Origin of the sequence: Paenibacillus sp. p3-SID1389, assembly GCF_025151705.1 — a bacterium.
GTDB classification, from domain to species: domain Bacteria; phylum Bacillota; class Bacilli; order Paenibacillales; family Paenibacillaceae; genus Fontibacillus; species Fontibacillus phoenicis.
On sequence record NZ_JALXVO010000021.1, the window covers coordinates 1 to 13,238 of the forward strand.

The 13,238-nt window shown below is 57.0% G+C and carries 12 protein-coding genes; all 12 read left to right on the top strand.

Annotation, left to right across the window (positions count from 1 at the left end):
• The first annotated feature begins 55 nt into the window (after nt 1-55).
• The 12 genes from M3G15_RS10700 (at nt 56) to pknB (ending at nt 13,235) form a co-directional block, all read left to right on the top strand.
• Nucleotides 56-943 (top strand): YicC/YloC family endoribonuclease, encoded by an 888-nt coding sequence (locus tag M3G15_RS10700; protein ID WP_009225245.1) that lies wholly within the window; start codon nt 56-58, stop codon nt 941-943.
• 53 nt (nt 944-996) lie between these two features.
• Nucleotides 997-1,257: an extracellular matrix/biofilm regulator RemA gene (remA, locus tag M3G15_RS10705; RefSeq protein ID WP_009225246.1), complete on the top strand. Its 261-nt coding sequence runs from the start codon at nt 997-999 to the stop codon at nt 1,255-1,257.
• Nucleotides 1,258-1,270: 13 nt separating this feature from the next.
• Nucleotides 1,271-1,849, top strand: a complete 579-nt coding sequence (gene gmk / locus M3G15_RS10710; protein WP_016311614.1) for a guanylate kinase — start codon at nt 1,271-1,273, stop codon at nt 1,847-1,849.
• Between the two features lie 50 nt (nt 1,850-1,899).
• Nucleotides 1,900-2,124 (top strand): DNA-directed RNA polymerase subunit omega, encoded by a 225-nt coding sequence (rpoZ, locus tag M3G15_RS10715; RefSeq protein ID WP_036645258.1) that lies wholly within the window; start codon nt 1,900-1,902, stop codon nt 2,122-2,124.
• A 108-nt stretch (nt 2,125-2,232) separates the two neighbouring features.
• The gene (gene coaBC / locus M3G15_RS10720) at nt 2,233-3,453 is read left to right on the top strand and encodes a bifunctional phosphopantothenoylcysteine decarboxylase/phosphopantothenate--cysteine ligase CoaBC (protein WP_260070893.1); all 1,221 of its coding nucleotides are present in this window, start codon (nt 2,233-2,235) and stop codon (nt 3,451-3,453) included.
• Nucleotides 3,450-6,014 (top strand): primosomal protein N', encoded by a 2,565-nt coding sequence (gene priA / locus M3G15_RS10725; protein ID WP_009225250.1) that lies wholly within the window; start codon nt 3,450-3,452, stop codon nt 6,012-6,014. The genes coaBC and priA overlap by 4 nt, the downstream gene beginning before the upstream one ends.
• A gap of 106 nt (nt 6,015-6,120) precedes the next feature.
• Nucleotides 6,121-6,603 carry a peptide deformylase gene (gene def / locus M3G15_RS10730; RefSeq protein WP_009225251.1) on the top strand — a complete coding sequence of 161 codons (483 nt, stop codon included), beginning with the start codon at nt 6,121-6,123 and terminating at the stop codon, nt 6,601-6,603.
• Between the two features lie 10 nt (nt 6,604-6,613).
• A complete protein-coding gene (fmt, locus tag M3G15_RS10735; RefSeq protein WP_260070894.1) occupies nt 6,614-7,573 on the top strand; it encodes a methionyl-tRNA formyltransferase in 960 nt (319 codons plus the stop codon).
• Entirely contained in the window at nt 7,570-9,090 is a 1,521-nt protein-coding gene (gene rsmB / locus M3G15_RS10740; RefSeq protein WP_260070895.1) for a 16S rRNA (cytosine(967)-C(5))-methyltransferase RsmB, read from the top strand. Before fmt ends, rsmB begins: the two co-directional genes overlap by 4 nt.
• 153 nt (nt 9,091-9,243) lie before the next feature.
• Nucleotides 9,244-10,290 (top strand): dual-specificity RNA methyltransferase RlmN, encoded by a 1,047-nt coding sequence (gene rlmN, locus M3G15_RS10745; RefSeq protein WP_009225254.1) that lies wholly within the window; start codon nt 9,244-9,246, stop codon nt 10,288-10,290.
• Between the two features lie 6 nt (nt 10,291-10,296).
• Nucleotides 10,297-11,070, top strand: coding sequence for a Stp1/IreP family PP2C-type Ser/Thr phosphatase (locus M3G15_RS10750; protein WP_016311622.1), 774 nt, complete (start codon nt 10,297-10,299; stop codon nt 11,068-11,070).
• Nucleotides 11,067-13,235: a Stk1 family PASTA domain-containing Ser/Thr kinase gene (pknB, locus tag M3G15_RS10755; RefSeq protein ID WP_260070896.1), complete on the top strand. Its 2,169-nt coding sequence runs from the start codon at nt 11,067-11,069 to the stop codon at nt 13,233-13,235. Before M3G15_RS10750 ends, pknB begins: the two co-directional genes overlap by 4 nt.
• The last annotated feature ends 3 nt before the right edge of the window (nt 13,236-13,238 follow it).

Here is a 13,238-nt window from a genome sequence, read left to right on the forward strand (position 1 = left end):
CCCACTTGTCTCGGTTGTCATAATCAATTACAATAGGGTAACGGATGTGATGCCTATGTCGCACAGTATGACTGGGTACGGTGGGGCCGTCAGATCGTATGGCGGTTACGTCGTCCAATTTGAAATCAAGTCCGTCAACCATCGGTATGCTGAGGTTGTTCTGCGGATGCCGCGGGAATGGACGTGCTACGAAGACGGACTAAGGCGCCTGGTTCAGCGCCATATCAAACGGGGACGCATTGATGTATACATCAGTAAAGAACGCGATGAATCCGGCACCCTTCCTTACGTATTAAACCGTCCGGTCGTCGAAGCGTACCTAAAGGCAGCGGGTGAGCTCGCCAAGCACTATGGTGTCGACGCGAAGCTAAGCGCCAGAGATTTGCTATCCCTGCCGGATGCCTTGACGACGCCCGAGGAAGCAGCCCCGGCCGGCAGTGCTGATCCCGGATGGGAACAGGTGCTGACCGAAGGCTTGGAGGAAGCGCTGATTGGGCTTTTAGGTATGCGGGAACGGGAAGGGAAGCATTTGGCCGCCGATTTGGGTGAGCGACTGCAGCGGCTGGAAGCGATCCACGGCGAAATGGTTCGGTTGGCTCCGGAAGTCGTGAAAGAGTACCGGAGCCGTCTGAAAAATCGGCTAGCCGAACTGTTGGAGGGGAACTACGACGAGCAGCGATTTGCGATGGAAGTGGCCGTGTTTGCAGACCGGTCTAACATCGATGAGGAGCTGATTCGGCTGAAGAGCCACTTCGAACAGTGCCGCAGTCTGCTTCAAGCTTATGAACCGGTAGGGCGCAAGCTGGATTTTCTCATACAGGAAATGAACCGGGAAACCAATACGATTGGATCTAAAGCCAATCATTTGGCTCTAGTCAACCTGGTTGTCGAGTTGAAGGCCGAGTTAGAGAAGATCCGCGAGCAGGCGGCGAATCTCGAGTAAGCCATCTACCCGGCGCCGGGTGAGTCAAGCAAATTAGGGGGAACTACCTGAATATGGCAATTAAACTTATTAACATCGGCTTCGGTAATATCGTATCGGCCAACCGGATCATATCGATCGTCAGCCCCGAGTCTGCGCCGATCAAGCGGATCATTCAGGAGGCGAGAGATCGCCACATGCTGATCGATGCTACATACGGGCGGCGTACGCGCGCGGTGATCATCACGGACAGCGATCATGTGATATTATCGGCGGTACAGCCAGAGACCGTCGCTCATCGTTTGTCCACCAAGGAAGAAGACAACGACGAATAAAATGGAGAGAGCTATGTCTAAAGGGTTACTTATCGTATTATCCGGACCGTCTGGCGTTGGCAAAGGAACAGTATGCACTGAGCTGCGCAAGCGGATGCCGGAGCTGGTTTATTCCGTCTCGGCCACCACACGGCAACCCCGGGCGGGGGAAGAGAACGGCGTCAATTATTTTTTCAAAACCCGTGAGCAATTCCAGGAAATGATCGAGAACGATCAGCTTCTGGAGTATGCGGAGTACGTAGGCAATTTTTACGGGACTCCCCGCGATTTCGTGGAGGAGACGCTGGCTGGCGGGAAAGATATCATTTTGGAAATCGAAGTTCAGGGGGCGCTCAAGGTTAAGGAGAAATTCCCTGAGGGCGTGTTCGTGTTCCTGCTTCCCCCGTCGCTTGATGAGCTGAAAGGCCGGATTCAAGGTCGGGGAACGGAGAACCAGGCGACGATCGATCACCGCATGAGCGTGGCGGCCCATGAGATCGGACTGATGGAGAATTATGATTACGCCGTCGTCAATGACGAGATCGATTTAGCTTGCCAGAGAATACAATCCATTATCATCGCTGAGCATTGCAGAATCCGAAAGTCGTGCTAGCTAACGCTTCATATGGCGATGAGTCCAAATAAGAAGAGGTGTTTTTGAACATGCTGTATCCATCGATTGACAAGATGCTTGGAAAAGTCGGCAGCAAATACTCTTTGGTTGTTGCGGCTTCCCGGCGCGCGAGACAGCTGCGCGAAGGCGAGAAGAGCGAACTGAAGCAACCGAAGTCGCACAAGCCAGTGGGCATTGCCCTCGAAGAGATCTACGGGGACTACATTAAGCTGAAACAAGATGACGTAGTGTCGGAAGAGATCAACAAAGACTAATTCCAGACTAACTCAGAGAACAAAGCATATACGAAAGGCCTCCGGGCTTCTTTTTACGACAACCGCGAGGTTGTTATTTTTTTCGTTTGGGGAAAGCGAGGGGTAGCGATGTTAACCGGCAAGAAGGTTTTATTAGGCGTGACCGGCGGCATTGCCGCGTTTAAAGCGGCATCCTTGTGCAGCAAGCTGGTGAAGGAAGGCGCGGAGGTCCGCGTCATTATGACCCAATCTGCAACCAAATTTATCACAGAGCTGACGATGCAGGCGTTATCGAAAAATTTCGTATACACCGATACCTTTGACGAAAAACACGCCGAATCCATCGCACATATTAATTTAGCGGATTGGGCTGATCTGGTGCTGGTCGCTCCGGCCACCGCAAACATCATCGGCAAAATGGCGGCGGGGATCGCAGATGAGATGCTCTCGACGACGCTGCTGGCGACCCAGGCGCCGATTATGCTGGCACCGGCGATGAATGTGCACATGTACGAGCACCCGGCGGTTGTCCGCAATATGGCGGAGCTGACGGCCCGCGGCGTCATGATGATCGAGCCCGGCGAAGGCCTCCTGGCGTGCGGATATGTCGGGAAAGGACGGATGGAGGAGCCGGAGACGATCGTCCGGGTGGTGAAGGATTATTTTGCACGGGAAGCTCGCATCGCGCAGAAGCCTTTGGCCGGCAAAAAAGTCGTCGTCACCGCGGGAGGGACCGTGGAACGAATTGACCCGGTTCGCTATATCACCAACGATTCCTCGGGAAAAATGGGCTTCGCCATCGCCAAAGCGGCGCAGCGCCTTGGTGCCGAGGTCGTGCTGATCGCCGGGCATACGCAGGTGGAGCCTCCGGTCGGCATTCCGGTTACCCGCGTACAGTCGGCTCAAGACATGTTTGAGGCGGTGCAGGCGGCATGGGCGAATACCGACATCCTCGTTAAGGCCGCCGCCGTAGCGGATTACCGGCCGAAGGAAGCGGCCGTACAGAAGATCAAAAAAACCGGGGATTCGCTTGTGCTGGAGCTCGTAAAAAACATCGATATCCTGGAGACCCTAGGCAAGCAAAAAACAACGCAGTTCCTGATCGGCTTTGCCGCCGAAACGGAAAATGTGGAGCAGCACGCCATGGATAAGCTGAAGCGCAAAAACTGCGATCTTCTGGTTGCTAACGATGTGACCGTGCAGGGAGCGGGATTTGGTTCCGAAACCAACATCGTGAACATCTACGACGCATCCGGCTTAGTTCGATCTGTGCCGCAGATGACCAAGGATGAGGTGGCGTTGCAGATTATGGAGCTGGCTGCCGAACGGTTGGCGGGAAATGACCGATGACCTACCGTATGGCCAAAGTGATTGTTGATGTGCCGAGCCGGGAAACCGACCGGCCTTTTGACTATTTAATCCCTGAATCGATGGCCGGCTGGATCGAGGTGGGCAGCCGGGTAGGTGTTCCGTTCGGGCGCCGTACGGTTCAGGGCTTTGTCGTGTCCTTACATGAGCAGCCGGAGATGGACCCGGCGCGGATGAAGCCGATTCAGGAATTGCTTGACATGATGCCGCCGCTGCCGCCGGACCTGGTGGAATTGGCGGAGTGGATGAGCCGCAAATATGCCTGCAGTCTGATTGCAGCGCTGCAAGCGATGATTCCAGCGGCACTGAAGGGCAAGGCCGAGCGGTATATTCGTGTGGCGGATGACGCAGCTGAAGAAGGGGCATTGACCGGGGCGGATGGACGGGCAGAAGGCGAAAACCATGCCTTTACGTTCCCACATTTGCTCACGCCTGAGGAAGAGGAAATTTTACGTTTCGTCCGGGCCTCCGATACCGTCACGATGAATCAGCTTGGGGCTAAATATCCGGAGGCTGCCGGCCTCATCAAAGATATGCTGGCCCGGGGCGTGCTGACGGAAAGCCAGGCGATCAAGGACAAGGTGCGCAAGAAGACGGTCAAAACCGTTGCTGCCGCTGTCAGCGGTCAGGCGGCGCAGGAGGCGCTCGCGTCGTTTGGCCCGCAGGCGCGCCGGCAAAAGGAAGTGCTGCAATACTTGCTGGAGGTTGGGTTGCCGCAGTCGCTTCAAGATGTCCTGTCGACGCTGCAGGTGACCGCCGGTACCGTGAAGAAGCTGGCGGAGAAGGGCTTTGCCGTCATCGAGGATGTCGAGGTGTTCCGCGATCCATACCAAGGCCGGCGCTTCCAACGCAGCGAGCCGCTGCCGCGCACGCCTGAGCAGGAGCTGGTGTACCGCCGTCTCGCGGAAACGCTGGACGCCCAGCGGCATGAAGTGTTCTTGCTGCACGGCGTGACGGGCAGCGGCAAAACCGAGGTGTACTTGCAGACGATCGAACGCTGCATCGCTTCGGGTCGTCAGGCGATCGTGCTCGTGCCGGAAATTTCGCTGACCCCGCAAATGGTTGAACGGTTTAAGGGGCGCTTTGGCGCGAAGGTGGCGGTACTGCACAGCCGCCTGTCCACCGGCGAACGGTACGACGAATGGCGCAAAATCCGCGAAGGCCGCGTGGAAGTGGCGATTGGCGCGCGCTCGGCCATCTTCGCCCCGTTCAGCCGGCTTGGTCTGATTGTGATGGACGAAGAGCATGAAACCTCCTACAAGCAGGAGGAAACGCCAAAATACCATGCCCGCGATGTGGCGGTGAGACGGGCCCGCCAGCATGGGGCCGCCGTGATTCTAGGTTCGGCCACGCCGTCGCTGGAAAGCTACCACGCGGCGCGTTCCGGAGGCGGCGAGTTCGGGGAGTTTGCCCCGATCCTGCTGGAGATGAAGCAGCGTCCGGCTGGCAGCCGGCTGCCCGGCGTTCAGATCGTCGATATGCGCGAGGAGCTGAAGGAAGGCAACCGCTCGATGTTCAGCCGCGCGCTGCATCAAGGCATTGCCGCCCGCCTGGAGCGCGGCGAGCAAACCGTGTTGTTGCTGAACCGGCGTGGGTATTCGACGTTTGTGATGTGCCGGACCTGCGGATATGTGGCGAGTTGTCCGAATTGCGACATCTCGCTGACCTATCATCAGAAGTCAAACAACCTGCGTTGTCATTATTGCGGTTATGCGGAAGCCGCACCGTCTGTTTGCCCGGAATGCGGCAGCGAGCATATCCGTTATTTCGGTACTGGAACCCAGCGGGTGGAAGGGGAGCTGGCCAAGCTGTTTCCTGGCATCCGCGTTATTCGCATGGACGTTGACACGACTAGCGAAAAAGGCGCCCATGAGAAGCTGTTGCAGGCGTTCCGCGAGAAAAAAGGCGATGTACTGCTAGGCACGCAGATGGTAGCAAAGGGGCTGGATTTTCCTGACGTGACGCTGGTTGGCGTAATCGCGGCGGATACGGCGCTGAATTTCCCGGATTTCCGTTCGGCGGAGAAAACGTTCCAGCTGCTCACGCAGGTTGCCGGCCGCGCAGGGCGGCACCAGCTGCCCGGAGAGGTATTTATCCAGTCTTACATGCCGGAGCATTATTCGATCGTACACGCCAGCGGCCACGATTATTTATCGTTTGTCCGCGAGGAGCTGAAGACGCGTAAGACGATGCATTATCCGCCGTACAGCCGGCTGATCCTGGTTACGTTGTCGCATGAGAAGCTGCCGCTGCTGCTGCGGATGGCTGAGAATTTTGCCGGCGACCTGCGGGCGAAAGCCCAGCGCCAGGGATGGTTCGGCAGCCTGGACCGGTTCGTGCCGGCGGCGCTGGACATTCTTGGCCCGGTAGCTTCGCCGATCCCGCGTATCAAGAACCGCTATCGGATCCAGTGCATGGTGAAATACCGCGGCGACCTTGATGCGGTGAGCCTGGTCCAGGAGACAGCAGCGGCGACGCTGGACCAATGGCGCGATGCATTGCTTCAGATCAGTATCGATGTCGATCCGCAAATGCTGATGTAAGCACGGAAGAAATGATCCATTTTTCATCCGCTAGCATATATTTGGGATAAAATAGGGAAAGAGCAAAAGAAACTATGAAAGTGAAGACGGGAAAGGGAGTGCCATCATGGCGATTCGGATTATTGTTAAGGAACCGGATGAAGTGCTACATCAGGTAGCTAAAGAAGTGAAGAAGATTACGCCTAATATTCAAAAACTGTTGACGGATATGGCGGATACGATGTACGACGCGGAGGGCGTAGGTCTGGCTGCACCGCAAATCGGCATCCTCAAGCGGGTGATCGTGGTTGATGTCGGCGATGAGCACGGGCTGATTGAGCTGATCAATCCCGAGATCGTGTCCAAGGAAGGCGAGCAATTCGGACCGGAAGGCTGCCTCAGCATTCCGGGGTATCGCGGAGATGTTCGCCGTGCCATGACCGTCACCGTCAAAGGGCTGGACCGCAATGGCAACGAAGTGACTTATACGGGCTCCGAGCTGCTGGCGCGCGCGTTCCAGCATGAAATCGACCATCTGAACGGCGTATTGTATACGGACATTGCGGAAAGAGTGTACGAGATTACCCCTGAGGGTGAAGAGAAGGAGTGAACAGCGCCCGATGAATATCGTATTTATGGGGACGCCAGCGTTTGCGGTGCCTTCGCTGGAAGGACTGCTGCGCGAAGGGTACAACGTCGTAGGCGTGGTCACGCAGCCGGATCGGCCGCAGGGGCGCAAAAAAGTGCTGACGCCAACGCCGGTCAAGGAAGCCGCTTTGCGTCATGGGCTTCCCGTGCTGCAGCCGGCGCGGATGCGTGCGCCGGAGGCGGTGGCCGTGGTCGCCGCTTTGCAGCCCGATTTGATCGTCACTGCGGCGTACGGGCAAATTCTGCCGAAGGGCGTGCTGGACCTGCCGAAGTACGGCTGCCTGAACGTGCACGGCTCGCTGCTGCCGAAATACCGCGGCGGGGCACCGATCCAACGGGCGATTATGGGCGGCGAGAAAGAAACGGGCATCACCTTGATGTACATGGCCGAGGGGCTTGACACCGGCGATATGATCGCCAAGACGGTGGTGCCGATCGACGATGAGGATACGTCGGGGACGTTGTTCGAGAAGCTGAGCGAAGCCGGGGCGCGGCTGCTGCTGGAGCAGCTTCCGCTGATCCTTGAGGGTAAGGCGGAGCGGATTCCGCAGAACGATGCGGAAGCGACTTATGCACCAAATCTGACACGGGAGGATGAGCGCATCGATTGGAGCGCGACCTCGCGGCAAATTTATGATCGCGTGCGGGGGCTGGTGCCTTTTGCCGGCGGGTTTACGACTTGGAACGGTGAGGTATTTAAGGTTTGGGCGGTGGCCAAGCCTGCGGAGGCAGGAACTTCTGCGGGCGGGGCCGCGTCGACGTCTGAACCAGCGCCGGGGACGGTGCTTGAGCTTTCGTCACAGGGCATCAAAGTGAAAACCGGGGACGGCGCGGTATGGCTGACTCGGGTTCAGCCCGCAGGCAAGAAGGCGATGGAGGCCAGCGATTTCATTCGCGGCGGCGTGATGCAAGTCGGGACGGTCTTGTCATGAGCGGCGCAGGAAAGCGGCCGGGTTTAGGCTCGGGCGGAGGCAAGGGACCTGGAACCGGTGCGAAAGCAGCTGGACAAGCCAGCCGCGGCCAGGGTTCGGTTCAGCCGTCTGGCACGCCTTCATCCTGCGGGGGCGGCCGAAATCAGGCGGCTGCGTCGGCCCGCAGCGTAGCGCTGCAGGTGCTGACCGCCGTTGAGCAGGAGGGCGCCTACAGCAATCTGCTGCTCAACGGGGCGCTGCAAAGGTCCGGATTAACCGGACCGGATGCAGGTCTTGCAACCGAGCTGGTCTACGGCACCATTCAGCGGCTTAACACGATCGATTATTTTCTCGAGCAGTTTGTGACGAAGGGGCTGGCGAAATTAGCGCCTTGGGTGCGAAATCTGCTCCGGCTCAGCTTCTATCAGCTGCAATATCTGGACCGGATCCCTCCGCATGCGGCCGTGAACGAAGCGGTGAACCTGGCGAAACGCAAGGGACATCAGGGGATTTCCGGCATGGTGAACGGTGCGCTTCGCAACGTGCTGCGCCGCAAAGAGGAGCTGCGTTTGCCGGAGGGGCTGGACCCTGTGCAGCGCATCGCCCTGGAGCATTCCCATCCGGAATGGATGGTCGCGCTCTGGATCCAGCAATACGGCGAATCTGCCGCAGAAGCGATTTGCCGTGCCAACAATGAGCCACCTTCGGTCAGCGTTCGGGTTAATCGCACGAAAGCGAGCCGGGACGAGGTGCTGCGCCTCATGGAAGAGCAAGGGCTGCGAGCCTCGGCCTCGCCGATCTCGCCGGACGGCATTGTGGTCCACAGCGGCGGCAATATGGCGCTGACCTCCTGGTACCGGGAAGGCTTGATTTCCGTACAGGACGAAAGCTCTATGCTCGTTGCCGAAGCGTTGGATCCGCAGCCGGGGATGAATGTACTGGACTGCTGCGCTGCGCCCGGCGGCAAGACATGCCATATCGCTGAGATCATGGAGGGCCGCGGCCGGGTGCTGGCGAACGACATCCATCCGCACAAGGCGAAGCTGATCGAGGACCATGCCAAGCGGCTAGGGCTGGACAACGTGGATACGTTATCGGGCGACGCCCTGCAACTCGCGGAGCGGCTGAAGGCAGCTTCCTTCGACCGGATTTTGCTGGACGTTCCTTGTTCCGGACTTGGCGTGATCCGCCGCAAGCCGGATTTGAAGTGGGCGAAGAAGCCGGAGGACGTGACGGAGATCGCCGGCGTCCAGCGGACTTTGCTCGACTCGGTGAGCGGGCTGCTGAAGCCGGGCGGCTTGCTCGTCTACAGCACTTGCACGATTGAACCGCGCGAAAATACCGAGATGGTCACCTCCTTCCTGAGCCGCCATCCGGAATTCGAGCTGGCGGATGAGCCGATAAGCTGGAAGGAACGCGGTGCTTTGGCAGCTGCCGCTGGGCGGGTCGAGGCTGGGCTGCAGATTTTGCCTCAGGACGCCCATTCGGACGGATTTTATATTGCTCGACTCCGCAGGAAGTTGATAGAGAAGGATTGACATGACAAGGTCAAGCAGCCGCTCGAAACGGCGGGCTTGGCCTTTTTGCGCCGCTGCGGTGGGAAGGTCGACTTTAGTCGGAAGTCAATTTATGATAAAATGGGAAGAATGAGTGGGCAACTTTTCAAAATAGATATGGACAGGTGTGTGAAAATGAAACCTTTTATATATGATTATACGTTGGAAGAATTACAGGAATGGGCCGTATCGCAGGGAGAACCTGCGTTTCGCGGCGGACAGATCTTCGATTGGCTGTACGTGAAACGCGTCAGCTCCTTCGATGAGATGACCAACCTGTCCAAGGCGCTTCGGCAGAAGCTGGCTGACGAATTTGCGTTCGTTACGCTGCAGGAGATTACGAAGCTGGAATCCAAGGACGGAACGGTGAAGTTCCTGTTCGGGCTGCATGATGATCATGCTATTGAAACGGTCATTATGAAGCATAACTACGGCAACAGCATCTGCGTGACCACCCAGGTCGGCTGCAAGGTCGGCTGTACGTTTTGTGCCTCGACATTAGGGGGGCTGAAGCGGAATCTGACGCCGGGAGAAATCGTCGCCCAGGTCGTGCAGGCGCAAAAGATTCTGGACGCCAAAGGCGAACGCGTCAGCAGCATCGTGATCATGGGGACCGGCGAGCCATTTGAAAACTATGATGCCACGATGAAATTTTTACGGATTATGATCCATGAAAAGGGCTTGAACATCGGACAACGGCATATTACTGTATCAACGAGCGGGATTGTCCCGAACATTTACCGGTTTGCGGACGAGAACACGCAAATTAACTTGGCGATCTCGATCCATGCGCCAAATGATGCGCTCCGCTCGAAGTTGATGCCGGTCAACCGGCGCTTTCCGTTTGACGACGTGATGGAGGCGCTCCGCTACTACATCGCCAAAACCGGCCGCCGCATTACGTTCGAGTACGCGCTGATCGGCGGGGTGAATGACCAGCCGGAGCATGCGGAGGAACTGGCCGACGTGATCAAGGATATGCTTTGCCACGTCAACTTGATTCCGGTCAACTATGTGCCGGAGCGCAAATACGTGAGAACGTCGCGTAACGATATTTTTAAGTTTCAGCGCATACTGGCGGATAAAGGCATCAATGTGACGATCCGCCGGGAGCAAGGCCATGATATTGCCGCTGCCTGCGGACAACTGCGGGCGAAGCACATGGAGTCTGGTGCGAGGTGAGCGAATGTGATGAATTGTGTGTTTGTAAGTGATGTGGGACGAGTCCGTTCCGTCAATGAAGATTGTACCTGGGTGGACCAGCTGGAATCCGGATACACGCTGGCGATTGTTGCGGACGGAATGGGCGGCCATCAGGCTGGAGACATTGCCAGCCGCATGGCGGTAGATACCATTACCGAGGATTTGGTATCGCTGCCGGCAGGGTTGTCGGCGGAGGCTTGCGGGGAAGAATTGAAGAAGGCGATTCTTCACGCGAACGAAGCCGTATTCCGCAAAGCGTCAGAGCATGTGGAGTACCATAGCATGGGCACCACAGTTGTTGCGGGGATCTTCGCAGGTCGCGACGGCGTGATCGCCCATATCGGTGACAGCCGGGCCTACCATTTCCGGCAGGGCCAGCTCGTCCAACTGACGGATGACCACTCGCTGGTCAATGAGCTGCTCAAGAACAACCAGATCAGCGCGGAGGAGGCGACGGTGCATCCGCATCGGAATGTCGTAACCCGCGCGCTGGGAACCGATGAGCAAGTTGAGGTCGACTTGAACCGTGTGTCGTTGGAGCCGGGGGATATTTTGCTGCTCTGCAGCGACGGTCTCAGCAACTACGTAACACCGGAACAAATGGCTCTGACGCTAGGATCAGAAGATCTTGGGTTACAGGGCCGGGCCGACCAATTGCTCCAGCTGGCGCTGAACGCAGGAGGCGACGATAACATTAGCGTTGCTCTGCTGGAACAACATGAGGATGCCGGGTCGGGCAAAAAGGAGTGGAATTCATGATCGGACACGAATTGGGCGGTCGTTATCAAATTATCGAGAGGATCGGCGGAGGGGGCATGGCGCTTGTCTACAAAGCGCAGGACCTGCTGCTGAACCGCTACGTGGCCATCAAAGTGCTGCGTCAACAATTTGTGAACGACGAGGAATTTATCCGGCGTTTCCGCCGGGAGGCGCAGTCTGCTGCATCCTTGTCGCACCCGAATATCGTCAGCGTGTATGACGTTGGACAAGATGATGAGATCCATTACATCGTGATGGAATACGTTGAAGGGCAGAATCTCAACGAAATTATTAAGGAGCGGGCCCCGCTGCAGGTTGAAGAAGCCGTTCGCATTGCGTCGCAAATCGCCGATGCGCTGGACCACGCCCATCATAACCAAATTATTCACCGGGATATCAAACCTCATAACATATTGATTGGACGAAACGGACGCGTCAAAGTGACCGATTTCGGGATTGCCCGTGCCGTCACGTCGGCGACCATTACGCAAACCGGCTCAGTGGTGGGCTCGGTGCATTATTTCTCGCCGGAGCATGCGAAAGGCGTAGCCACTGGGGAGAAATCCGACCTGTACTCGCTGGGGATCGTGTTGTACCAGATGCTGACCGGTCGGTTGCCGTTCCTTGGTGAAAGCCCAATCAGCGTAGCATTAAAGCATTTGCAGGAGCAATTCGATGAGCCGCGTATGGTGAATCCGATGATTCCGCAAAGTGTGGAGAACATCATCTTGAAATCGATGCGGAAAAATCCGAACGAACGCTACCAGTCTGCCAAAGAGATGCTGCGCGACCTGGAAACCTGCTTGTTGCCGGAACGAAGAATGGAATCGAAATTGGCCTTTATAGATGATCATGACGAAGACAGCACGCGAATCATTCCGGCGATCCGTCCGCAGCATCAACCTCAAGGTGTGGCGGCAGGGCCGTCCAAACTGTCCCGCGACAGCGGAGCGGCGATGGTGGAGGAACGGGAGAGCGCTCCTAAGAAAAAGGCTTGGAGCAAGCCGGCGCTTTGGGTCAGCCTGACGCTGGTCGTCCTGCTTGCCTTGGCCGGCGTTGCCTGGTACGTGACGAAATTGGTGACCGTCCCAGAAGTCGCGGTGCCAAACGTGCTTAATCTGCACGAGGAACAGGCGATTCAGACCCTGACCGATAAAGGGATTGCCGTTGGGGAGATCACCCGGGAATACAAAGAAGGCGTGGACGAGGGGATCGTCTATGAGCAGAGCAAGCCGGAGGGGACGATGGTCAAGGAAGGCTCAGTCATCGACTTGAAGGTGAGCACGGAGAAGCCGCTGGCAAAAATGCCGGCATTAACGGGAAACTATGATGATGCGCTGCAGCAGCTGAAAGAGCTTGGCGTAGACGAGGCCCGCGTGCGGAAAGTGGAGGAAAACAACAGCGAGATTGAGCCAGGCATGATCATCAGCCAATCGCCGGAAGCCGGAGAGGAATTTGATCCCGAGACGGATACGATCGTGCTGAAGGTCAGCAAGGGACCGTCTGAGGTGAAAATGCCGGACCTCGTGAACAAGACGCAAGCGGAAGCGGAAAAATTGATCCGAGACGCAGGGCTGGTGCTGGCTGAAGACGGAATCAAAGAGGAATCGAGCTTTGAGGTCGAGGCGGGCAGAGTAACGAAACAGTGGCCTTATGCCCCGGACGACCTGGTGGTGCCAGGCTCGAAAGTGACGTTGTTTATCAGCACCGGTTATCCGCAGGAAGCGATCAACTATACGTTCCAAGTACCGGCTGCACCTGCACAGGAAGGCCAAATCAGCAAATATACGATCGTGTATGGGGATGCTCGTGGAGAAGGGCGCGAATGGGGCACGCAAAAGGTAGGCAAACCGCAATACCTGTCGGTTGACCTGGTTCTGGCGCCGAACAAGAACGGTTACGTGACAGTAACGCGCGACGGCGTCTTGCTGGATACTTACCCGATCTCGTACATCGATGCGAAGCAAGGAACTGTACCTGTGCCGCAATTCCCGGATCAAGGCGGTACGGAAGATGAGGACACAATGGACATGAACTCGGGTGATAATCCACCCGATACCGGCATGATCTTATCCGGTAAGCTGGCTTCGCTCCAGAATGAGCAAGGCGCAGCCCAAGGTAAAGGAAAGGCGGGTAAACGAAACAAACATGGCAATGGCAATTAAGTC